The 21610-nt window shown below is 70.7% G+C and carries 19 protein-coding genes and 1 pseudogene; 10 read left to right on the top strand and 10 right to left on the bottom strand.

What is annotated here, in order from left to right:
• Positions 1-152: 152 nt before the first annotated feature.
• Positions 153-935 (top strand): DUF899 family protein, encoded by a 783-nt coding sequence (locus CLV43_RS36915; protein ID WP_106193430.1) that lies wholly within the window; start codon positions 153-155, stop codon positions 933-935.
• A 137-nt stretch (positions 936-1072) separates the two neighbouring features.
• Here CLV43_RS36915 and CLV43_RS36910 read toward each other — a convergent pair.
• The 5 genes and pseudogenes from CLV43_RS36910 to CLV43_RS36895 form a co-directional block, all read right to left on the bottom strand.
• Positions 1073-1783: pseudogene (locus tag CLV43_RS36910) on the bottom strand (IS5 family transposase); the annotation flags it as partial.
• A 12-nt stretch (positions 1784-1795) separates the two neighbouring features.
• Positions 1796-1981: a transposase gene (locus CLV43_RS49730; protein WP_245887247.1), complete on the bottom strand. Its 186-nt coding sequence runs from the start codon at positions 1979-1981 to the stop codon at positions 1796-1798.
• Positions 1982-2141: 160 nt separating this feature from the next.
• The gene (locus CLV43_RS36905; protein ID WP_106193428.1) at positions 2142-3287 is read right to left on the bottom strand and encodes an SWIM zinc finger family protein; all 1146 of its coding nucleotides are present in this window, start codon (positions 3285-3287) and stop codon (positions 2142-2144) included.
• Positions 3284-5785, bottom strand: a complete 2502-nt coding sequence (locus CLV43_RS36900) for a DEAD/DEAH box helicase (protein WP_245887246.1) — start codon at positions 5783-5785, stop codon at positions 3284-3286. The genes CLV43_RS36905 and CLV43_RS36900 overlap by 4 nt, the downstream gene beginning before the upstream one ends.
• 475 nt (positions 5786-6260) lie before the next feature.
• Positions 6261-6842, bottom strand: a complete 582-nt coding sequence (locus CLV43_RS36895) for a PadR family transcriptional regulator (RefSeq protein WP_106193426.1) — start codon at positions 6840-6842, stop codon at positions 6261-6263.
• A gap of 66 nt (positions 6843-6908) precedes the next feature.
• On the opposite strand from CLV43_RS36895, the gene CLV43_RS36890 reads away from it, so the two are divergent.
• Complete coding sequence (locus CLV43_RS36890) at positions 6909-7373, top strand: GNAT family N-acetyltransferase (RefSeq protein ID WP_106193425.1); 465 nt, start codon at positions 6909-6911, stop codon at positions 7371-7373.
• A 50-nt stretch (positions 7374-7423) separates the two neighbouring features.
• Entirely contained in the window at positions 7424-8575 is a 1152-nt protein-coding gene (locus tag CLV43_RS36885) for a winged helix DNA-binding domain-containing protein (RefSeq protein WP_106193423.1), read from the top strand.
• Positions 8576-8623: 48 nt separating this feature from the next.
• Here CLV43_RS36885 and CLV43_RS36880 read toward each other — a convergent pair whose 3' ends face one another.
• Both CLV43_RS36880 and CLV43_RS36875 read right to left on the bottom strand, forming a co-directional pair.
• Complete coding sequence (locus tag CLV43_RS36880) at positions 8624-9337, bottom strand: hypothetical protein (RefSeq protein WP_146175040.1); 714 nt, start codon at positions 9335-9337, stop codon at positions 8624-8626.
• Positions 9338-9361: 24 nt separating this feature from the next.
• Positions 9362-9691, bottom strand: coding sequence for a hypothetical protein (locus CLV43_RS36875; protein WP_146175039.1), 330 nt, complete (start codon positions 9689-9691; stop codon positions 9362-9364).
• A gap of 144 nt (positions 9692-9835) precedes the next feature.
• Here CLV43_RS36875 and CLV43_RS36870 point away from each other — a divergent pair, with 144 nt between their 5' ends.
• Entirely contained in the window at positions 9836-10591 is a 756-nt protein-coding gene (locus tag CLV43_RS36870; RefSeq protein WP_106193418.1) for a helix-turn-helix domain-containing protein, read from the top strand.
• A gap of 1255 nt (positions 10592-11846) precedes the next feature.
• On the opposite strand, the gene CLV43_RS36865 is transcribed toward CLV43_RS36870, so the two are convergent.
• Entirely contained in the window at positions 11847-12362 is a 516-nt protein-coding gene (locus tag CLV43_RS36865; protein WP_106193417.1) for a MarR family winged helix-turn-helix transcriptional regulator, read from the bottom strand.
• Positions 12363-12467: 105 nt separating this feature from the next.
• Between CLV43_RS36865 and CLV43_RS36860 the strand changes: the two genes are divergently transcribed.
• The 3 genes from CLV43_RS36860 (at position 12468) to CLV43_RS36850 (ending at position 14878) form a co-directional block, all read left to right on the top strand.
• Complete coding sequence (locus CLV43_RS36860) at positions 12468-13112, top strand: hemerythrin domain-containing protein (protein WP_106193415.1); 645 nt, start codon at positions 12468-12470, stop codon at positions 13110-13112.
• A 32-nt stretch (positions 13113-13144) separates the two neighbouring features.
• A complete protein-coding gene (locus CLV43_RS36855; RefSeq protein WP_106193413.1) occupies positions 13145-14215 on the top strand; it encodes an alkene reductase in 1071 nt (356 codons plus the stop codon).
• Between the two features lie 105 nt (positions 14216-14320).
• A complete protein-coding gene (locus CLV43_RS36850; RefSeq protein ID WP_106193412.1) occupies positions 14321-14878 on the top strand; it encodes a TetR family transcriptional regulator in 558 nt (185 codons plus the stop codon).
• 190 nt (positions 14879-15068) lie between these two features.
• Here the strand turns inward: CLV43_RS36850 and CLV43_RS36845 are convergent, their stop codons facing one another.
• Together CLV43_RS36845 and CLV43_RS36840 are read right to left on the bottom strand one after the other, a co-directional pair.
• The gene (locus CLV43_RS36845; RefSeq protein ID WP_106193410.1) at positions 15069-15482 is read right to left on the bottom strand and encodes an Imm1 family immunity protein; all 414 of its coding nucleotides are present in this window, start codon (positions 15480-15482) and stop codon (positions 15069-15071) included.
• 20 nt (positions 15483-15502) lie between these two features.
• Positions 15503-16357 (bottom strand): alpha/beta fold hydrolase, encoded by an 855-nt coding sequence (locus CLV43_RS36840; protein ID WP_106193408.1) that lies wholly within the window; start codon positions 16355-16357, stop codon positions 15503-15505.
• Positions 16358-16499: 142 nt separating this feature from the next.
• Between CLV43_RS36840 and CLV43_RS36835 the strand changes: the two genes are divergently transcribed.
• The 3 genes from CLV43_RS36835 to CLV43_RS36825 all read left to right on the top strand — a co-directional run bounded on the left by CLV43_RS36835 (position 16500) and on the right by CLV43_RS36825 (position 21555).
• Positions 16500-17132: a DUF998 domain-containing protein gene (locus tag CLV43_RS36835; RefSeq protein ID WP_106193406.1), complete on the top strand. Its 633-nt coding sequence runs from the start codon at positions 16500-16502 to the stop codon at positions 17130-17132.
• A gap of 207 nt (positions 17133-17339) precedes the next feature.
• Positions 17340-18527 (top strand): beta-1,3-glucanase family protein, encoded by a 1188-nt coding sequence (locus CLV43_RS36830; RefSeq protein WP_106193405.1) that lies wholly within the window; start codon positions 17340-17342, stop codon positions 18525-18527.
• A 454-nt stretch (positions 18528-18981) separates the two neighbouring features.
• A complete protein-coding gene (locus tag CLV43_RS36825; RefSeq protein WP_211304723.1) occupies positions 18982-21555 on the top strand; it encodes a chitobiase/beta-hexosaminidase C-terminal domain-containing protein in 2574 nt (857 codons plus the stop codon).
• The last annotated feature ends 55 nt before the right edge of the window (positions 21556-21610 follow it).

Below are 21610 nucleotides of genomic sequence, written 5' to 3'. Positions count from 1 at the left end.
TCCGCGCTCCAAGCCTCTGAGTTAGGGCGCCGCATCGCGTGCTCGGAAGTTGCCCGGTACCGGCGTGCCTGTGGGCTGCGCGGCGATGAGTTCCGGCCGTTCCGGGAGTCTGTTCTCCTGTCATCCGACATCCGGACTCCAGGGAGGACCCCATGACGACCACGCCGAGCGACCCGACCGCCGCGCAGCCCGGCCGCCCGCCGATCGTCGACCTGGCCACATGGCAGGCCGCCCGCGACGAGCTCCTGGTCCGCGAGAAAGCCCACACCCGTGAGGGCGACGCCATCGCCGCGGCCCGCCGCCGACTGCCGATGGTCGAGTTCGACGGCAAGGTCGAGGTCGTCGGCCCCCGCGGTCCCGTGCCGTTCCTGGACCTGTTCGAGGGCCGTGACGAGCTCGTGGTCTACAAGCACATGTGGTACGACGACGCACCGCACCAGGGCCAGTGCGAGGGCTGCACCACCACCGCGTGGCACCTCCAGGACGCCGTCTACCTCAACGCCCGCGGCGTCTCGTTCGCCGTCGTCACCACCGGCCGGTGGGACGAGGTGGCCGCCTACGTCGAGTTCATGGGGTACCCCGAGCCCTGGTACTCGGTGCGCGATGTAGAGGAACCCGCCGGTGGCTCCATGGGCTACCTCACCAGCTACCTGCGTGACGGGGACCGCGTGTTCCTCACCTACTCGACGACGGGCCGCGGCAACGAGGCGGTCAACGGGTCCCTCGCCCTGCTCGACATGACCCCCTACGGCCGTGGCGAGACCTGGGAGGACAACCCCGAGGGTTGGCCCGAGGGGCAGGGCGCGTGCTGGTCCTGGCGTTCGGACGCCGACGGCAACCCCAGTTGGGGTCCCACCAGCCGCCCCGTCCCCCAGTGGAACCGTCCCGGCGCCACACCCGTGGACACCCTTGGCCGCCACGGTCACCACCACTGACGCCTGCCTGCCGAGAGTCCCAGTAGGACTTCGGCGGCGTGAACCGCCTACTCGGGACTCGTGCAAGTGGCCAGTACTCGTCCATGACGCGCCGGGCCAGGCGGTGTCTGCTGTGGTCGATACAACTAGGGCGTGTTTCACATGTGGCGCAGCCAGATGGTGATGGCCGCAACCTGAACTGTGGCCAGGAAACGGACCGCGAGTTCGTCGTAAGAAGTGGCCACCGCCCGGTGCTGCTTGAGCAGGTTGATACCGCACTCGACCGCGTGACGCCGCTGGTAAACCTCCCGGTCGATCATCGGTGGCCGTCCACCCGAGGAACCTTTGTTCTGGCGGTGGGCGGCCTGATCACGAGGCCGGTCGACGGTGGCCTTGATCCCGCGGCGGCGTAGGTAGGCGCGATTGGCCTGGGAACGGTAGGCCTTGTCGGCCAGAACCCGATCCGGGCGGGTCTGCGGCCGACCACCGCCGGGCCGGAGTACCCGGATGGCCTCGATCACCGCCATGAACTGCGGACTGCCACCGCGTTGCCCGGCGGTGACCAGCAACGACAACGGTCTACGACCCTGTTCACAGGCCAGGTGCACCTTCGTGGTCCAGCCACCCCGCGACCGACCCAGGCCGTGATCCTCCGGTTCGGTCCCACCCTGCTCGGTGTCGACCGATTCGACCTGCGGACCCCCTTTTTCCGTGCCCCGGCGGCATGCTGGTGCGCGCGCATGATCGTGGAATCCACGCTCACGTCCCACACGACCACCCCCGTGGCATCGGCACGGGTCTGCAACCCGGTCAGGACCACCGCCCCAGACCCCGGCACGCTGCCAACGCCGGAACAACCCGTATACGGTCTGCCATAGCCCCTACTCGGACGGGACATCCCGCCAAGGCGCACCGACGCGTATCCGCCAGCGGACGCCGTCGATCAACCGCCGCTTGCTCCACTTGGGTAAACGACCGGGCTTCCAGCCGACGGGTAGTAGCGGGTGCAGCAGTGCCCACTGCGAGTCGGTCAAGTCGGCCCGGCACGTCGCCGCTACGCCGGCCACGACGCCTCCGGTGGTGCGGGTTTGCTTGGTCGCCAATCCATCTACCTGAAACCTCGCCTTGCTTCAGGCACCGACACGCCGCTGGTCAACGCCTTTGAAACACGACCTAGCCGTCTCCGGAGATCGGCCCACCACGCCTGAGGTACCACAGGCGTGGTGGTCAGGGCATGAGCTCAATGAACGCGGCCGCTGGATCGCGTTCGGGTGGGCCGGCGGGCCACCAGTCGGTGCCTTCGCGGCGGTAGGGGTACCAGCGGCCGTCGTGGCCTAGGCGGAGTTGCAGACCCTCGGACTCGACGGTCCAGTGGTTGCGCCAGACCGTCGCGGGCGGCAGCTCCTCCCCCTCCCACGCGGTGTTGGCGCGGGCCGCTTCGGCCTTCGAGGGCGCCCACGCCGTGTCGAGCAGGGTGAGCGCGACGGCACCGCCGTAGCTCCAGGCGCGCATGGCGCGAGGCAGGCCGGGGCCGACCGCGGCCAGCCGGGCGGTGAGGCGCGGGTCGTCCACGGTGCACGCCATCCGGACGCGGTCCGGCCACTCCTCCAGCACCGGCAGTTCACCGGTCACGAGCAGCTCCCTCGCACGGGCCGCGGCGTCGATGACGAGCCAGCGCAGCGCCTCGACGTCGAGTCCCGGCACCGGGTCGAACTCCGGGAGCGGCCCGAGCTCGACCAGCGGTGGTGGTGCGGGCAACGGCACCCGCGGTGCCGCGAACACCTCGGTCGCAGGCTCCCCCGTCGCACCGTCCGGCCTGTCCTCGTCCGACTGGATCAGGGCGAGCAGTTCCTCCCGTTCGCGGCCCCGCAGGAGCAGCAGCACCCACGGGTCGGCGTCGAGCAGCCACGAGGCCTGGTCGCACAGCGCCGCCGCGTGGCGACAGGGCAGCTCCCAGCCGGGGCAGGTGCACTCCGGATCCAGGTCGCCGATGCCGGGCAGCAGCTGGACACCGGCGTCGTCCGCGGCCACCACGAGGTCGTGCGGCATGTCGCCGTCGAGCAAGGCCGCGATGTGCCCCGACTTGGTGGTCACCTGGGCCAGGAACCTCTCCCACTCGGCGTCCGACAGCGGGGTGAGCGACACCGACGTGCGGTAGGTGTCCTCGGTGTCGTAGACCACGGCCGCCAGCCTGCCGGGGCTGACGGTGATCGTCCCGACCATGCCCGCGGCGGCGAACTTCCGCCCCAGCCTCATCTGCCCCTGGTCGAGCGAGGTGTCCTCGACCGCCTGCAACCACGCCCTGCCCCACCAGGTGCGCGCCCGCCGGTGGCCCTTGGGGAACGCCGGGTAGCCCCGGACCCGATCGGTCATCGCCCGCTCCTCAGTTCGACGAGGTCAGCCAGCTCGGCGTCGGACAGCTCGGTCAACGCCGCCTCACCACCAGCGAGCACTGCATCGGCCAGCTGCCGCTTGGAGGCGAGCATCTCGGCGATGCGGTCCTCCACCGTGCCCTCGGCGATCAGCCGGTGCACCTGGACCGGTCTGGTCTGGCCGATCCGGTAGGCGCGGTCGGTCGCCTGGTCCTCGACCGCCGGGTTCCACCACCGGTCGTAGTGCACGACGTGGTCGGCACGGGTGAGGTTCAGGCCCGTCCCCGCCGCCTTGAGCGACAGCAGGAACACCGGGACCTCGCCGTCCTGGAACCGCCGCACGAGCTGCTCGCGCTTGGCTACAGGTGTACCGCCGTGCAGGAACTGGGTCGGCACGCCCCGGTCGGCGAGGTGGCGTTCGACCAGCCTGGCCATCGTCACGTACTGGGTGAACACCAGCACCGCGCTGTCCTCGGCGAGGATGGTGTCCAGCAGCTCGTCGAGCAGCTCCAGCTTCCCGGACCGACCCGCCAGCCGCGGGCTCCCCTCCTTCAGGAACTGCGCGGGGTGGTTGCAGATCTGCTTCAGCCCGGTCAGCAGCTTCACGATCAGCCCGCGCCGCGCCATGCCGCCTCCGCCCTTGGCGATCTCGGCCATCAGCTCGCGGACCGTCGCCTCGTAGAGCGCGGCCTGCTCGTGGGTCAGCGCGACCGGCTGGTCGGTCTCGGTCTTGGGCGGCAGCTCCGGCGCGATCCCCGGATCGGACTTGCGCCTGCGCAGCAGGAAGGGCTTCACCAGCCTGGACAGCCGTTCGGCGACCTCACCGTCCGAGTCGCCCTCGATGGGCTTCGCCCATCGCGTCCGGAACGACGCCAGCGACCCGAGCAGCCCCGGCGTCGTCCAGTCCAGGATCGCCCACAGCTCGGACAGGTTGTTCTCGACCGGTGTGCCCGTCAGCGCCACCCGCGCGCCCGCCGGGATCCGCCGCAACGCCTTCGCCGTCCCCGACCTGGGGTTCTTCACGTGCTGGGCCTCGTCGGCGACCAGCATCCCCCACCCGACCTCGCCGAGCCGTTCGGCGTCGAGCCGCATCGTGCCGTAGGTCGTCAGCACGAACCCCGACTCCACGCCTTCGACCGTCCGCGACGCTCCATGGAAACGGTGCACCGGCACGCCGGGCGCGAACCGCTTGATCTCGCGCTCCCAGTTGCCCAGCAGCGACGCCGGGCACACCACCAGGGTCGGCCCGGCGCCGCGGTGCAGGTGCAGCGCGATCAGGGTGATCGTCTTGCCGAGCCCCATGTCGTCGGCCAGGCACCCACCGAGGCCCAGCGACGTCATCCTGGCCAGCCAGCGGAGCCCGCGCAGCTGGTAGTCGCGCAGCGTCGCCCGCAGCTCGGCGGGCTGCTCGACCTGCTCCGCGCCCTCGTCCGGTGTCTCGATCCGTCGGCGCAGTGCCTCCAGCCACCCGTTCGTGGCGACCGGGACGAGCTCGCCGTCCACCTCCGCGGTCCCGGTCAGCGCCGCGCCCAGCGCGTCTATCGCCGTCAGCGGCTTGATCGACCGCTCCCGCGCCCGCCGCGCGATCTCCGGGTCCACCAGCAGCCACTGGTCGCGCAGGCGCACCACCGGGCGGTGCGCCTCAGCGAGCCGGTCCATCTCCTCGTCGGTCAGCGGGTCGTCGCCCAACGCGAGCTGCCAGTCGAACCCCAGCAGCCGACCGCCGCCGAAGAACGACGGCACGTCCGACGGCGGCGCTTGGCCGTCCACCACCGCCCGCGCGGTCAGGTCCCGCACCAGGTCCTTGGGCCAGTGCAGGTCCACGCCGACGCCCGCGAGCCGGATCGCGCCCCGCACCAGCAGGTCCGCCACGTCCTCGTCGGACAGCTCCACCTCGGCGGGCACCGACGCGTCCAGCAGCTGCCGCAACGGCTCCCACGCCCGCGCGGCCCGCCGCACCGCGACCGCCGCGTCCAACCGCGCCCGCCCGGCCGACCTGTCCGCCCACAGCTCGTCCGCGTCCACCACCAAGGACGGGTCGGCCAGGCTGTGCACCTGCACGACGGCCCGGAACCGGCCCGTCACGAAGTCGCCCTCGATCCGCAGCGAGATCCGCACGCCCTGGGACGCCCACGCCCGCAGGTGCGGCACCTTCTGCGGAGCCACGGCGGCGAACACCGGGGCTCCGACCGCGTGCACGGCCGCCGCGCCCCGCGGCATCCCGTCCGCCACCGCGTCGATGAAGCCCCGCACCAGCACCTCGGCGTCGGCCAGCTCGGCCGGACTCCGCCCCGGCAGCGGCACCGCCCGCGACTCCGCGGGCATCGCGGCCGCCAACGCCCGGATGACCTCGACGTCCATCGTCTCCAGTGGACCGACCCGCCAGGCGTCGAACTCGCCTTCCGTCACCGAGGGCAGCAACTTGCCGCGCGCCACGAGCTGCATGGCCACCACGACGGCCCCGCCCCAGAACGCGGCCGCCGGGTGCGCGTTGCCCATCCTGCGGGCCTTGCTCAGCAACGGCACCGCCTCGGCGACCGGCAGCCGCACCGCGGGCACCGTCCGCACCCACCCGTCCGCGTCCGCGACGGTCAGCTCGCCGAACTCACCCTCCGGCAGCTCCGCACCGTAGAACGCCACAGTCGATGTCCTCGGCGGGTCGGCCGCCTCGAACACCGCCGCGCACCGTTCCAGTCCCACGTCGCACTCCCCCTTGTTCCGGTCGCCCACACCATCGCAAGCGGCACCGACAATTCCGGGCCTCCGGCACGGACTTCCGACCCCGGCCTCACACTGCCGGGCGACACCTTCATCGCACTCCAGGCACGAGCGACCGGACCGCTTTCCGCCCGTTGGTGTGATGTCCCGCCGAACCCGGTGGTACCCGAGAACGCGACCCTATCTGCGGCCGGGAGAATACTCAAACTTGAATAGTGGGCCACAAGCATGTCCTCGGGTCAAGGGGGCGAACCGCCTACTCCGGCAGCGGCTCGTGCCAGCTGCCCGCGGGGCCGGGCGAGCCCGGCTCACCCATCATCGGGTAGGCCCCGCCCTCAAGGCGTTCGATCATGCCGCGCGTCCACTCCGCACCACTCGCGGCCGAGTGCTCCCAGAGCCCGTACAGCTCCTTGACGTGCGGCGGACGTTCCCAGGAGCGGCCGAGCTCCTGGGCGGAGTCGCGCTTGGCCTCCAGCTCCTCCAAGCGCTGCTTGAACAGGCCGACGGCCTCGTCGCGGGTCAACGACGGCAGCATCGCCAGGCCCGCGCCGAGCATGTCCGGCCGCAGCTCGGGACGCCGCAGCGAGTCCCGCAGCAACCTGAGGTACTCGGCCTCGCCCTTGTCCGTCAGCTCGTAGTCCGTCCGGCCGGGCGGCACCAGGTCGTCGCGCAGGCAGCCTTCCTTGGTGAGCTGCTTGAGGGCGTGGTAGATCGACCCCCACTTGACGTTGGCCCACTCGTCCGCGCCCCACGACAGCAGGTCGTTGCCCACCAGGTACCCGTGCGCACGGCCGTACCCGCGCACCACGCCGAGCACCAGCAGCCGCGTAGCCGACATCGAAGTCCTACCGTCGAGATGTGCCTTGTCCGCGCCCAGCGTAGATCCATCCGGCACGATGGCCCGATGCCCCACTCCGTGCACCTGACCCCGCTGGACGCCGACGGCATCGAACGGCTCCTCGCCGTCGCGGTGGCCGAGGCGACCGAGTGGGACGTGATGCCCCCGGTCGACGGCCCACCCGGCTGGTCGCCGACCCGGCAGGACGCGTTCCGCCGGTTCTACCGCCAGCACCACGAGGTGATGTACGAGGTCGTGGCGGACGACCGGACGGTCGGCATGATCCGGCTGACGCCGTCCGGCCACGACGGCGTCGTCGAAACCGGCATGTGGCTGGGCAGGTCGGCCAGGGGCCAGGGCATCGGGTCCGGTGCCCTGCGCGCCGTCCTTAGGCGGGCGGTCGAGTCGAAGTGGAAGACAGTCGTGGCGGACACGACGCCGGAGAACGCCCCCGCGATCGCGGCACTGGTGGGCTGCGGAGCGGTCGTGTCGCAGGTCGGGGACCGGGTGGTCGGGACGTTCGTGCTCTAGAGGATCGAGTTCGAGGCCGTGCACCCCGCCGTTCGTGGTGGGATGGCGGCATGACCGTGATCGACGTGGCCCAACGCCGGGCGCGTGTGGGCATCCGCCACCTCCTCTCCCCTTCGGTGCACGTGGACACCGTGGAGGAGGTGGCGGACGCGTTGGTCGCGGTGCACGCGACCGACCCCGCCACCGTGTTCCTGTCCATCGCGGCCCGGTTGCGGACGCCGGGGCACGAGCCCGTCGAACGCGCCCTCTACCAGGACGTGACGCTGCACAAGCTGCTGGCCATGCGGCGCACGATGTTCGTGGTGCCCACGGACCTCGCTCCCGTCGTGGCCGGGTCGACCGGCGTGACCATCGCCGCCCGTGAGCGGGCCAAGCTCGTCACCTACCTCCGCGACGGTGTCGGCTGGGATGAGCGGCGGCTCGCCGAGGTCGAGCAGCAGACCCTGGAGGCGCTGCGGGCTCGCGGCGAGGCGACCGCGGTGCAGTTGGGGCAGGACGTGCCCGCCCTGTGCGAGCAGGTCGTCGTCGCGGCCGGAAAGTCCTACGAAGCCACGCAGAACGTCTCCAGCCGCATCATCAGGGTGCTCGCGTGCGACGGGCTGATCCGGCGCACGAGGCCGCGCGGGACGTGGATCAGCAGCCAGTTCCGCTGGACCGCCGCCTCCCCGTGGCCCGCCATGCCCATCGCGGACGCGCAGGCCGAGCTGGCGCGGCGCTGGCTGGCCTCCTACGGGCCCGCGACCGTGGCGGACCTGAAGTGGTGGACCGGCTGGTCGCTCACCGCGACGCGCAAGGCGCTGGTGGGCATGGAGGAGGTCGAGCTGGCCGAGGGCACCGGGTACGTGGTGCCGGGCGACGCCGGACCCGTCGTGGAGCCGGAGCCGTGGGTCGCGCTGCTGCCGGGGTTGGACTCGACCGCGATGGGGTGGCGCGACCGCGACTGGTACCTCTCCCCCGCGCACGTGCCTCAGCTGTTCGACACCATGGGCAACGCCGGGCCGACCGTGTGGTGCGACGGGCGGGTCGTCGGCGGTTGGGCGCAGCGACCGGGCGGTGAGGTGGTGTGGCGGTTGTTGGAGGACGTCGGTGCCGAGGCGGAGGCGTTGGTCGCCCGTGAGGCCGAGAAGTTGCTCGGGTGGTTGGGTTCTGTGCGGGTGCAGCCCCGGTTCCGGGCGCCGTTGGAGCGTGAGCTGTCCCGTTAGGCGCAGGACATGGTGGTACCCCGGTGATTGGCGTGGGGGCTCGTACAGCTAGGTCAGGGCGGCGTCGAGTTCCGCGAAGAGCGCCTCTGGGACGGGGCAGTTCAGTTCGAGCCAGAGTGCTCGGCCGGTCCGCCAGGCGGCTTCGGGGGTCCTGACGTCGATCCGGACGCGCGGAGAGAGCTCTCGTTCGGCCAGGCGTGATGGTGTGAGCCAGTGGTCGGTGGCGCCTTCGGCGAGCCTGGCCATCCAGAGCAGGTGGCGTCGGACGTAGGCCATCGTGTCGGCCGCGCGCAGCATCTCGCCCCTGGCCCGCACGTGGTGGGCGAGGACCAGCCAGTTCGCGAACCGGCCGCAGACCTCGGCCGCCGCGGGGAGCGTCGGGTGCAGTGGGACCTCGTCGAGCTCCGCACGCAGGGCACCGGAGCGGTCGAGCACGATCATGCGGTCCACGGACGCGCCGCGGGCGGGCCACTCCCGCACCTGGGCGATGTCCCTGGCGAAGTGGAACTCGCCTCGGACCAAGCCCGCGAAGAACACCACGTCGGCGCCGAACTCGTTGCGCACGTGGTGGGTGATCGGGGCGATGCGCGCGCACCACTCCGCCGCGTCGATCCGGGCACTCGTGAACAACCAGAACTCGATGTCGCTGTGCTCGTCCGCGCTCCCCTGCGGGAACGAGCCGTACTGGAGCACGGCGTCCAGCCGGTCGTCGGCACGGCACAGCTCGACCACTCGGGCGATGAGGTGTTCCTGCGGTAGCAAGGGCGGCTCCTCCTGGTGTCTGGATCATTGTTGCCCTCGCGTGGACATCGACGGGAGCCAGAGGGTCGACGGAGCCGCCCTGGCCACCGTCGGCGCGCCGGGCTCACCGGGCTTCGGCAGGTCCAGGAGCGCCTGAGCCGTGTCCGACGCGCTCCCTTCGTAGCTCCAGACCACGTTGCCGCTGAACGGCCGGTGGTCGCTCAGCTCCCGTGCGGCGACCGCCTCGTCCTCACCCCACACGTGGATGCGGTCGTAATAACCGTGCCAGCCGTACGAACCGACCACGACCGCGATCTCACCTTTCGCATCCGGCACGGTCTGGAAGAAGAAGCCCCGGTTCACCAGCTCTGCCAACGGTTCCACGCTCACTGGTCAATGAGATCCCAGTCCCGTTGGTCATGCAATGGCCGATGATCATTCCATCGGGCGGTTCCGCGGCGGCCGTTTTTGTCGGTGCCGGTCAATACAGTCCTTTCCAGACGGAGGAGAGGGGGCGGGATGTCCGAACAGGACGCTCGGAGGTCCACGGCGCGGAGTCGCCAGCTGGGCGGAGAGCTGCGTGGAAAGCGGGTGGCGGCGGGGTGGCAGAGCGGGAGGTTGGCCGCGGAGCTGGGGTGGAGTCCGGGGAAGGTGTCGAAGCTGGAGACGGGGGTGCGCGGGGTCTCGGAGACGGACGTGGCGGCGTACCTGGCCGTGTGCGGGGTGAAGGGAGCCGAGTTCACCAGGCTCGTGTCGCTGAGCCGCGAGTCCGGGCGGGACGTGTGGGTTCGGCCGCGCGGGGCGCTGGGCGTGGAGGAGGCGCGGGCGACCGGGGTCGTGGAGTACCAGTGCATGGTGGTGCCGCGGTTGTTGCGGACGCCGGAGTACGCGCGGGCCATCGGCGAGGAGGCGATCGAGGGGCGGGCCGCAGGGACCTTCTTCGTCGAGGAGCAGGTGTTGGCGCGTCCCGTCGGTGGGCGGGAGGTCATGCACGACCAGCTGATGCACCTCGTGCTCAGTCCGGCGGTGGTGCGGGTGGTGCCGACCGGGGTCGGGGGTCACGCGGGGGTGCGGGGGTCGTTCGCGGTGTTGGAGAGCGCGGAGGGGGCGGTGGTGCGGTTGGAGGGGTTGGTGGCGGACGTGTTCCTGGAGGGTGAGGGGGAGGTGGCGGTGTATCGGGGGGTGCTTGAGGAGGTGGAGGCGGTGGCGTTGTCGGTGGGGGCGTCGCGGGAGGTGTTGGGGAGGGCGGCTGATGTTTGTGGAGGGGTGGGGTGATCGGTGGGTGGGGGTCTCGCTGGTGGGTTTGTGAGGGGTGATGTGGGCGGGGGCCGAGGTGGGGCGGGACGGGGTGCGGCGGCGGGTCGGGCGCGCTTGCGGGGCGGGTGGAGGAGTGCGGGCGCAGGGGGAAGGTCGAGGCGATCCGGTGGGTGGGGCTCAGAAGTGAGGCGCCGGACTGGGTTCGGCGGAGGGACGGTGTGGTCTGGCCGGTGGGTTTGGTGAGGAGGGATGTGGACGGGACCGAGGTGATTCGGGAGGTGAAGCGGGGACGAGGTGCGGCGACGGGTCGGGCGCGCTTGCGGGGCGGGTGGAGGAGTGCGGGCGCAGGGGGAAGGTCAAGGCGACCTGGTGGGTGGCTCGGGAGTGAGGCGCCAGCCTGAGTTCAGGGAGGGTGGGTGTGGTCTCGCTGGCGGATTCGGTGAGGACGGAGTGGTTTGGCGGGTGGTGTGAGGAGTGAGTGGGCGGTGGGTTGGCTTCGTGGGTTAGTTCGACGAGGGCGGTTTCCGTTGTGGGAGAAAGGTGTTCGGTTGTTGGTGGCTAGCGGAGGCATGTCTGTGGCGGTGGTGTCGAGACGAGGGCTGGGTGGCGGTGGGTGGTCAGGTGGGCGATGGGCAGGGCTTGGAGGGGAGGTGAGTTGGGGTGGCTGGCGTTGCTGGGCGGGACGGTGGCCGATGAGGGTGCTGTGGGAGGGCTGGCGCTTGGCCCCGGCACGCGTTGCCGGGCGGGGTGGGTGGTGGATGCTGGCTGATGGTGGGGAGCACGAAAGGGATTTGGTAGTGGGTGCCTGGGGTGCGCTGTGCCCGTAGAGGTGGTGTCCGGGGAGGGCTCCGACGTTGTGGGGCTGGGTGGTGTCTGGGGGTCGGCTGGTGATTGGCGCTGATTGCAGGTGCTGGTTGGCGCGGTGGTATCCCAAGGCGGGTAGTGGGATCCGGGTGGTGGTCCTGCTGGCGCGGTGCGGGGGCGCGGGGGGGCAGGTGGGTGGAACCGGGTCCGGCCGGGCTGTGGGCGCGCGGGGAGTGGGCGGCTTGGGGCCGGGCGGTAGGTGAAGGCAGGGCTGCTGGGCCAAGGGCTACCGGGCCAGGGGCGACAGGGCCAGGGGCGGCCGGGGCAAGGCGGCCAGGTCAGGGAGCAGCCGGGGCAGGGGGCGACCGGGTGCTGGCAGTCGGATCAGGGGTGGCCGGGTGGGACAGCCGGATCAGGGGTGGCTGGGTGGGACAGCCGGATCGGAGGGCCAGTCGGATGGGGTGGTGGGTCAGGGGCAGTTGGAGTCGGTGATGTCCTGGATGACGTTGCAGGGTGCGGTGGGGTCCAGGGAGTCGAGTTTGAGGGCGGAGCGCTGCATGAGGCAGCGGAGGGCGGTGCGGTCGGTCTCGTCCAAGTCCTGCAATACGTAGTCCTGGGCGCGGGCGATGAGGGCGCGCAGGTGCTCCAGGCGTTGGACGCCCTTGTCGGTGGCGACTACCTGGCGGCTGCGGCGGTCGGCCGGGTCGGGGCGGCGGGTGAGGAGGCCTTCGCGTTCCAGGTCGTCGAGCAGGTAGGTCATGACCGTGCGGTCGATGCCGATTTCCTGGGCGATCACGCTCTGGCTGACCGGGGGCTGGCGGGTCGCGGCTTCGAGGACCTGGTGGCCGCGGGGGCCGCCGGGGAGGGTGCCGGTGGCCTCGTTGGCGGCTTTGAGGTAAGCGCGGAACACGACACCCAGGGCCCAGCCGAAGTCGCGGCGGAGGGTGTCGCCCTCCGCCAGGTCGTGAGATCGGGCGATCGCCATTGCCGCAGCTTACACCGTGTGTCGTCGTCTGGGCATATTTTCGACTTGACAGATGTTCTGCTGAACAGATTATATTCGGGCCAGCACAGTTGAGGAGGCCAGGACATGTCGGACCACGCCACCGGTGGGTGGGTCACCCGGCGGACCGGACTGGTCCCCAGTGCGGCTCCGAGCACGAGGAGCAGCGCGAAGTCGGTGTTGAGCGAGGCGGACCGGCCCAGCGCGCCGGAGCCGGACGAGGGCGTCCGGTTCTCCCGGCGCGGACTGAGCGCGGGACACCACCTGATCGCCGTGCACGACCACTACCGCGCGGAGCTGGCGAAGGTCCGTCAGATCCTGCGGCGGGTCAAGGAGGGCGAGACCGGGATCGGGGAGGCGCGCGGGGAGCTGAACGGGCTCACGATCCGGGCGACGAACTGGACCCTGCACGGCGCGTGCCAGGCGCAGTGCGTGTCGTTGACCCAGCACCACGGCATGGAGACCGGCCAGATCTTCCCGCACCTGAGGCGCAGTCAGCGGGACCTGGGGGCGGTGCTCGACCGGCTGACCGAGGAGCACCACGCGATCCACACCGTGCTGGAGGGCGTCGACGCGGCGCTGGTCCACCTGGCGGGCGACCCGACCGACTTCGGTCCCATCACCGAGGCGGTCGACCTGCTCACCGACACGTTGCTCTCGCATTTCGCCTACGAGGAGCGCGAGCTCGTCGCGCCCCTCTCACGCCACGGATTCTTCCCCGGCCAGCTCTGACGGCCGGGGTCACACAACAGGAGCAGAGAACCATGAGCAGGCTGTTCGAAGAGACCACCGTCGGCACCGTGAAGACCGCGAGCCGGATCGCGATGGCCCCGATGACGCGGAGCCGCGCGACCCGCGACGGCCACGCGACCGACATCATGGCGGAGTACTACGGTCAGCGCTCGACGGCCGCCCTCATCATCACCGAGGGCATCCAGCCCAGCCGGACCGGTCAGGGCTACACCAACACGCCGGGCCTGCACACCGAGGAGCAGGTGGAGAGCTGGAAGCCGGTCGTGAAGGCCGCGCGGTCCAACGGCGCCGCGTTCTTCGCGCAGGTCATGCACGCGGGTCGGATCAGCCACCCGGACAACTCCGGGACCGAGCCGGTCGCGCCGTCCGCGGTGCGCCCGGAGGGCCAGCTGTTCACCTACACGGGCATGCAGGAGTACCCGACCCCGCGCGAGCTGACCCACGACGAGATCGTCGGGATCATCGAGGAGCACGTGGTCGCGGCCCGCAACGCCGTCGCGGCCGGGTTCGACGGCATCGAGATCCACGGTGCCAACGGCTACCTCACCCAGCAGTTCCTGTCGGTCAGCGCGAACAAGCGGACCGACGAGTGGGGCGGGTCGGTGCAGGGCCGCATCAAGTTCGCGGTCGAGGTCGTCCGCGCGGTGGCCGAGGCCATCGGGCCGGAGCGGACCGCGCTGCGCATCTCCCCCGCCAACCTCATCCAGGGCATCGAGGAGGGCGACTCGCGCGAGCTGTACCTGGCGCTGGTCACCGAGCTGGCCGAGCTGCCGCTGGCGTACCTGCACATCATGGAGGTCGCGGGCAACCGCGAGCTGACCAAGGAGCTGCGGGCCGCGTGGCCGCACACGCTCGTGGTCAACCCGCACCGCGACGCCGACCCGCTGCAGCCGCACGAGGCGGCGCAGGACGCGCTCGAGGACATCGGCGCCGACCTGGTGGCGTTCGGCTCGTCGTACCTGGCGAACCCGGACCTGCCCGAGCGGCTCGCGGCGCAGGGCCCGTACCAGCCCGCCGACCAGTCGACGTTCTTCGGCGGCGACCACGTCGGCTACCTGGACTACCCGACGCTGAAGGCCTGACCCCGTACCGCCGGAGTGCCCCCTCGCGCGAGGGGGCACTCCGGCGTGTCACGACCTGACCGACAGCGTCGATGTCATCCACTGACATCTCCGTAGGATGGCGCCATGAGTCGTTGGGAGCCCGACGGTCGCCGCCGCCTGCAGGAAGCGGCTCTCGAGCTGTACGCCGAGCAGGGGTTCAGCCGCACGACGGCGGCGGCCGTGGCCGAACGGGCCGGGCTGACCGAACGGACCTTCTTCCGCTACTTCGCGGACAAGAAGGAGGTGCTGTTCGGCAACGAGGAACGCCTCCAGGCCGTCTTCGTGGACGCGGTGTCTGCCACCCCGGACACCACGCCCCCGCGGGACGCGGTCGCGGCGGGACTGGAGGCGCTGGCCGCCGAGCTCGGTCCGCACCGCGAGTCGGTGCTGCGCCGGACCGCCGTCATCACCTCGGAGGCGGATCTGCGGGAGCGGGAGCTGATGAAGCTCGCGTCCTGGTCGGCGGCGCTCGCGACCGTCCTGCGCGAACGGGGCGCCGACGCGCCGGACCTGGTCGCCGAGGTGGCCGTGGCGGTGTTCCGGGTCGCGTTCCGGCGCTGGGTCGACGGTCCCGCGGACGGGGACCTGGCCGCGCACCTGCGCGGGGCGCTGGCCGAGCTGGCGGTCTTCGACGGCACGTGAGGCGCGCTCGACCGCACCGATCGCAGCGGGTACGCGGTCGGCCCTCGCCTGCCGAGGCGTCGCCGTACACAGAGGACAAGCGCGCCGGCACGTACAACGGTCGGCGCGGTACCGGTTCCGGGGCCGGAAACTCGGTCGGCCCGACCGGTCGCGGGGACCGACGGGCCGACGGGGCGTGGGAACAGCGGGGTCAGTCCGCGGGCGAGACCGTGGCCTGCCATTGGACGCAGGTGGGGCGGGCGCCGTTGGTCCGCAGGAAGTCGTGCGCGGCCTGGCGCACGTTCGCCGCCGGGACCTCCGCGTTGGAGGGCATCGGGTGCGCCTCGCCCCGGTGGTCGTAGGTCAGCTCCGGACCCGTGGGCGGGGTGCCGTCGGTGCTGAGGACGGCTCCCGACTTGTCGGTGTGGCCGACGACCCCTCGGTCGCGGTTCAGTCCGATGTGCAGGATCGCCCAGGAACCCCGTTCCCTTCTGGAGATCTGCAGGAGCGGGGGTGCTTGGGCTCCCGCGTGTTCGCGGGTCATCCGGTCGAGCAACACGTTCAGGTCGTCAGCGCCGTGCAGGCTGATCAACTCGTCGCCGTACCAGGCGTTCAGGGCCACCATGGCAAAACCCTAGCCTTCGATCATGGAACGCGGGACTCCGAGTTCGCGAGCCTCCTCACGCAGGCCACCACCTCGTCGGGTCGTTCGAGCGGCAGCATGTGCCCCGCGTCCGGCACTACCAGGGCTTCTCCGCCCACGGCGCGGGCGAGCGCCTCCGCGTCGGACTCCGGGCAGAGCCGGTCCTCGTCGCCCACGACCGCGATGACGGGCCGCTCCCCCGCCACCGTCAGCGCCGCCTCGCGGTCGTAGCGGTCGACGGCCGGGCGGAACAGGGAGATCGTCTCGGGCCAGTGCGCCCACACCATCTCCGCGGTCAGCTCGACGTCCTCGGCGCGGGGCCGGTCGCCGAACAGCCACCAGCGCAGACCCGCGGTCTTGGCGGGCTCGATCTTCTCCCGGACGGCGCGCACGATCGGGCCGAAGGCGCGTTCCAGCTCGCGCACCAGCTTCCCCACGCCCTTGGGCCACGCCAGCGACGTCTCGGCCAGGCCCGTGGTGGCCGTCGCGACGAACACGACGCCCGCGACCCGCTGGCGGTAGAGGCGGGGGCGGCGTTCCGCCATGGCCATCACGGCCATTCCGCCCATCGAGTGTCCCACCAGGACGACCCGCCCGGTCGGCACCTCGCGTTCGACCAGCTCGCCGAGGTCGTCGGCCAGCTGCTCGACGGTCGCGGTCTCCCTGGTGGCCGGGTAGGACTTCCCGTGTCCTCTGTGGTCGTAGGCGATGACGCGGCAGTCGGTGCCCAGCGCCTCGACCACCCGCCACCACGAGCGGTGGTCGAGCGCGTAGCCGTGCGCGAGCACGACCGTCACGTCCGCGTCCGGGTCGCCGGTGCTCACGACGTTCAGCTCGGTGCCGTCCTCGAGCAGCATTCCCAGCCCCTCTCCGCCTCGGTTGCCCTGTCCAACGACCGGGAGCTGATCGCGTTATGGGCACGAGCACCCCGATGGCGGCTGCGGAGCAGTCCGTACCCTGCCGATCTACCCGGTAGAGGCACTCGCGGCGGAGGCGGCCATGAACCAGCAGGACTCGCTCGTCCACTCCTACCTGTTCCTGAGGAGGGCGATCGGGTTCGTCGGCGTGCTGCTGCCGTTCGTCGTGGTGGTCGGGTCGCTGCTGGCGGGCGACGGGCTGCTGGACTCGATCAGCGGTTACTACTACAGCCCGATGCGCAACGTGTTCGTCGGCGCCATGTGCGCGGTCGGGGTGTTCCTGCTGTCCTACCGGGGCTACGACCGGCTCGACAACACCACGGCGACCGTCGCCGGGTTCGCCGCGATCGGTGTGGGGCTCTTCCCCACGACGCCCGAGGGCGGCCACACCCCGCTCCAGGGCGTCGTCGGCGTGCTGCACCTGGTGTTCGCCGCGTTCTTCTTCCTGCCGCTCGCCTACTTCTGCCTGGTGCTGTTCCGCAAGTCCGACAAGAGCAGGCCCACGGTGCGGAAGGTGCAGCGCAACCGGGTGTACGCGGTGTCGGGCGCGGTGATCCTGGGGTGCCTGGCGCTGATCGTGGTCGTGAACCTGTTCCCGGACACCGGGCTGCACCCCGCCCTGTGGCTCGAGTCGGCGGCGATCCTGGCGTTCGGCTTCGCGTGGCTGACCAAGGGCGAGGCCATCCTGGGCGATCTGGCGCCCACCCCGGTGTGACCAATACCCGTCTTCCGAACCGCCCGGTCACCTGGCCTTAAACCTCCGAACAGCGACGAAAGGTCGCCGAAAGCTCCACAGGTTTTGGACCACAGGACCGTGTGGTCGACCTTGACCTGCGCCGTTCGCCACTCCAACCATGGGGTCGCTCCCTCTGGAGAGCGCTCTCACGAAGCACACCCGGTCAACGGGGATTGGAGTGGCCTAGTGCGCACCAGGAAACTGATCCACCTGCTCACCGCGCTGGCGGTGAGCGTGCCCCTGTCGCTGGGCGTCACGTCCACCGCGCACGCGGCGCAGCCACCGGGCCTGCTGCCGCTGAGCGTGGCGAACAACTCGGGGAGGGCGGAGGAGGTCTTCCTCTACGTGCTGGGCACCGACCTGGCCAGCGGGAAGCTCGGCTACGTCGACGAAGCGGGCGCGTTCACGCCGTGGACCGGCGGGACGAACCCGCCCAGCCCGGCACCGGACGTCGCCATCGCCGGGCCCGGCAACGGGTCGGCGAAGACGATCCAGCTGCCGCGCGGCATCTCCGGGCGCATGTACATGGCGTTCGGGCAGAAGCTGACGTTCCTGCTCAGCCAGGACGGCCTGGTGCAGCCCGCGCCGTGGGCCGGGGGCGACCCGAACCGGGAGACCCTGTTCGACTGGAGCGAGTTCACCTACAACGACGCGGGCCTGTGGCTCAACAGCTCGCAGGTGGACATGTTCAGCGTCCCGCACTCGGTGTCGGTGACCGGTGAGCGCGGCACGAACACCGCGGGCGAGCTCAAGCCCGGCGGTCGCGACGCGATCTTCGACGCCATCGCCGACGAGCCGGGACCGTGGGGCAAGCTGGTCCACCAGCGCGCCGACGGGACCAGGCTGCGGGTGCTGGCGCCGCGGCTGGGCATGGACTCGGGCTTCGACCCGACCTACCTGGACGGGTACCTGACCGACACCTGGAACACCTACAAGAGCACGGACCTCACCGTGGCCCCGTTCCAGTTCCAGCCGAACCTCAAGTACACGGGTCGCACCGACGGCAACGGGGTGCTGCAGTTCACCGACTCGACCGGCAGGCAGGTCGCGTCGTTCCCGAAGCCCGAGACCAAGGACGTGTTCGGCTGCGACGGCAAGCTCGCCGCGCCCAATGACGACGTGGTCGGCCCGCTCGCCCGGTCGCTGTGCGCGTCGCTGCACCGCTCGACGCTGGGTTTCCTGCACACGCAGCCGACCTACGACGGCTCGCAGTTCTACACGCGGGCCGTCACCGACCACTACTCGAAGAACATCCACGCGAACATGGTGGACGGCAAGGCCTACGGGTTCGCGTTCGACGACGTCGGCGGCTTCGAGTCGCTGGTGTTCGACGGCGTGCCCAGCTCGGTGAAGATCACCCTGACGTCCTTCTGACCGCGGAAGGATCCCTGCACGGGGCGCGTTCCGGCGAAAGCCGGGGCGCGCCCCGTAGGTGTCGTCGGGGCTCGTCGGGCGGGCCGAAAGGGAGAATTGGACCCCGCCGATGTCCTGCCGGTAAATTCCCATCACGGAATTCTCACGATCGCGGTCGCCCGCATTGCACCGGAGGCCGGCACAGGACGCGACCGATCGGTCCAGCCGAATAGCTCGGGCACCTAGTAGGGGTGTGCGCGCGAAGCACATCAGGCCTGTTCAGCGCAAGTGTCGAGAGGCCCGGAGTGACCGCGCGACCGGCACAAGGGGCCCTCCCGCCCGTGTATTCACCAATAGGCCCCTTGTTTCTTCCGTGTAACTCTTCCGCGTCGGCCCCGATGGGTTTATCGTCCCGATTGTGGGAGCGCTCTCACGCAGTCCCTGCACGATCTTCCCTGCTTGGAGGTGGCCCCACGTGAACCGGAGCCCTGAAACCACCGGACGACGGCGCTCGCGCTGGCGCACCGGTCTGATCGCGCTGGCGTCGTCCGCGCTGCTCGTCCTGACGAGCGTCACCGGCAGCGCCGCCGCGGCCGACTACACCCAGAGCGCGACGTCGCTGAGCGCGACCGAGGCGCGGATCTCGTTCACCCCGACCACCGCGGCCGTCTACGTCGACGTGCACTACCTCGTCAACGGGGCGAACCAGCAGAACTTCCGGATGACCAACAACTCCGGGACGTGGACCCAGACGGTGGGCTCGCTGTCCTCGGGCAACGTGGTCGACTACTGGTTCACCTACGAGAAGAGCGGCCCGCAGTACGACACGCCGCACTTCAGCTACACCCACTCGGGCGGCTCCAGCACGGTCGCGACCCCCTCCTTCTCCCCTGCCGGTGGGACGTACTCGACCGCCCAGTCCGTCACGATCTCGACGGCCACCTCCGGTGCGACCATCCGCTACACGACCGACGGGTCCACGCCCACGACGTCGTCGACGGTCTACAACGGAGCCATCAGCGTCTCGAGCAACACCACGCTGAAGGCGATCGGGGTCAAGTCCGGGTCGACCACCTCCGCGGTCGCCACGGCGGCCTACGTGATCGGCACGCCGGTCGCGACGCCGACGTTCAGCCCGGCGGGCGGCCAGTACTCCTCCGCGCAGACGGTGACGATCTCCACCGCCACCTCGGGCTCCACCATCCGGTACACGACCGACGGGTCGCAGCCCACCGCGTCCTCGACCCTCTACAGCGGACCGATCAGCGTCCCGTCGACGCGCACGATCAACGCCATCGGCATCAAGTCCGGCCTGGCGAACTCCGCGGTCGCGAGCGCCACGTACACGATCGGCACCTCCGCGGGCTGCCCGACGCAGTCGGACACCCCGAACTTCGGCCCGAACGTGCGCATCTTCGACCCGAGCATGTCCGCGACCAGCATCCAGTCGCAGCTCGACTCCGACTTCAACTCGCTCAAGGACACCCTCACCGCGCAGATGTCCGACCGCCGCGTCGCGCACCTGTTCAAGCCGGGCTCCTACAGCGTCCACGACGACGTCGGCTACTACACCTCGGTCGCGGGTCTGGGCCAGAACCCCGGTGACGTCGTCATCAACGGCGCCATCACGGTCGACGCGTTCAACGAGTCCGACCAGGGCGTGGCGCTGCAGAACTTCTGGCGGTCCGCGGAGAACATGGCCGTGAACCCGATCGGCGGCTCCAACCGCTGGGCGGTCGCGCAGGCGGCCCCGTTCCGCCGCATGGACATCCGCGGCAACCTGCAGCTCTACCCGGCCAGCTACGGCTTCGCCAGCGGCGGCTACATCGCCGACACCAAGGTGTCCGGCCAGACCGCGTCCATCTCGCAGCAGCAGTGGTACACCCGCGACAGCAACCTCGGCAGCTGGGCCGGCGGCGTGTGGAACATGGTCTTCTCGGGCACGCCCGGTGCCCCGGCGACCACGTTCCCGAACCCGCCGGAGACGACGCTGGGCACCACGCCGGTCTCCCGCGACGTGCCCTACCTCTACGTCGACAGCGCGGGCAAGTACCGCGTGTTCACGCCGTCGCTGCGCACCAACGCCTCCGGCGCCAGCTGGGCCAACGGCAGCACCCCCGGCACGTCGATCCCGATGAGCCAGTTCTACGTGGTGAAGTCGGGCGACACCGCGTCGTCCATCAACTCCGCCCTGGCCGCGGGCTGCAACCTCTTCTTCACCCCCGGCGTCTACCACGTCAACCAGACGCTCAACGTGACGAAGGCCAACACCGTCGTCCTCGGCGTCGGTTACCCGACGATCATCCCGGACAACGGCGTCAACGCGATGCAGGTCGCCGACGTCGACGGCGTCCGCATCAAGGGCGTCCTGTTCGACGCGGGCACGACCAACTCGGCCGCGCTGCTGACCGTGGGCCCGTCGGGTTCCTCCGCCGGTCACGCCGGCAACCCGACGACGTTGCAGGACGTGTTCTTCCGCATCGGCGGGTCGATCGCGGGCAACGCGACGACCAGTCTGATCGTCAACAGCCACAACACGATCATCGACCACATCTGGGCCTGGCGCGCCGACCACGGCAACGCGGGGACGTGGGGGTGGACGCAGGCCAAGGCGGACACCGGGCTGATCGTCAACGGCAACGACGTGCTGGCCACCGGCCTGTTCGTCGAGCACTACCAGAAGTACCAGGTCATCTGGAACGGCCAGGGCGGCAAGACCATCTTCTTCCAGAACGAGATGCCCTACGACGTGCCGAACCAGGCGAGCTGGATGAGTCCCAACGGCCGCAACGGGTACGCGGCCTACAAGGTCGGCGACAACGTGACCTCGCACGAGGCGTGGGGGTTGGGCAGCTACAACTTCTTCAACGTCAACCCCTCGGTGAACGCCTACCACGCGTTCGAGGTGCCCAACAACTCGAACGTGCGCTTCCACAGCCTGTGCACGGTCTCGTTGAACTACCAGGGCCTGATCACCCACGTCATCAACGACACCGGCGGCGTCACGCCTCCGGGCACCGTCCCGGTGAACGTGGTCAGCTACCCGTGACCTGACGGGACGAGCAGGACCGACCACAGCGGCCGCCACGGGGATCCCCCGTGGC

Origin of the sequence: Umezawaea tangerina (genome assembly GCF_003002815.1) — a bacterium.
GTDB classification, from domain to species: domain Bacteria; phylum Actinomycetota; class Actinomycetes; order Mycobacteriales; family Pseudonocardiaceae; genus Umezawaea; species Umezawaea tangerina.
The sequence above is the reverse complement of the archived record's forward strand: the minus strand, read 5'-3'. Positions and strand labels throughout refer to the sequence as shown.

Coding starts and splice junctions, on each gene's coding strand:
- CLV43_RS36870 (WP_106193418.1), top strand. CDS start 9,836: ATGTCCGAACAGGACGCTCGGAGGTCCACGGCGCGGAGTCGCCAGCTG.
- CLV43_RS36905 (WP_106193428.1), bottom strand. CDS start 3,287: ATGACCGATCGGGTCCGGGGCTACCCGGCGTTCCCCAAGGGCCACCGG.
- CLV43_RS36835 (WP_106193406.1), top strand. CDS start 16,500: ATGAACCAGCAGGACTCGCTCGTCCACTCCTACCTGTTCCTGAGGAGG.
- CLV43_RS36845 (WP_106193410.1), bottom strand. CDS start 15,482: ATGGTGGCCCTGAACGCCTGGTACGGCGACGAGTTGATCAGCCTGCAC.
- CLV43_RS36915 (WP_106193430.1), top strand. CDS start 153: ATGACGACCACGCCGAGCGACCCGACCGCCGCGCAGCCCGGCCGCCCG.
- CLV43_RS36885 (WP_106193423.1), top strand. CDS start 7,424: ATGACCGTGATCGACGTGGCCCAACGCCGGGCGCGTGTGGGCATCCGC.
- CLV43_RS36860 (WP_106193415.1), top strand. CDS start 12,468: ATGTCGGACCACGCCACCGGTGGGTGGGTCACCCGGCGGACCGGACTG.
- CLV43_RS36890 (WP_106193425.1), top strand. CDS start 6,909: ATGCCCCACTCCGTGCACCTGACCCCGCTGGACGCCGACGGCATCGAA.
- CLV43_RS36850 (WP_106193412.1), top strand. CDS start 14,321: ATGAGTCGTTGGGAGCCCGACGGTCGCCGCCGCCTGCAGGAAGCGGCT.
- CLV43_RS36900 (WP_245887246.1), bottom strand. CDS start 5,785: ATGGGCAACGCGCACCCGGCGGCCGCGTTCTGGGGCGGGGCCGTCGTG.
- CLV43_RS36865 (WP_106193417.1), bottom strand. CDS start 12,362: ATGGCGATCGCCCGATCTCACGACCTGGCGGAGGGCGACACCCTCCGC.
- CLV43_RS36840 (WP_106193408.1), bottom strand. CDS start 16,357: ATGCTGCTCGAGGACGGCACCGAGCTGAACGTCGTGAGCACCGGCGAC.
- CLV43_RS36895 (WP_106193426.1), bottom strand. CDS start 6,842: ATGTCGGCTACGCGGCTGCTGGTGCTCGGCGTGGTGCGCGGGTACGGC.
- CLV43_RS36855 (WP_106193413.1), top strand. CDS start 13,145: ATGAGCAGGCTGTTCGAAGAGACCACCGTCGGCACCGTGAAGACCGCG.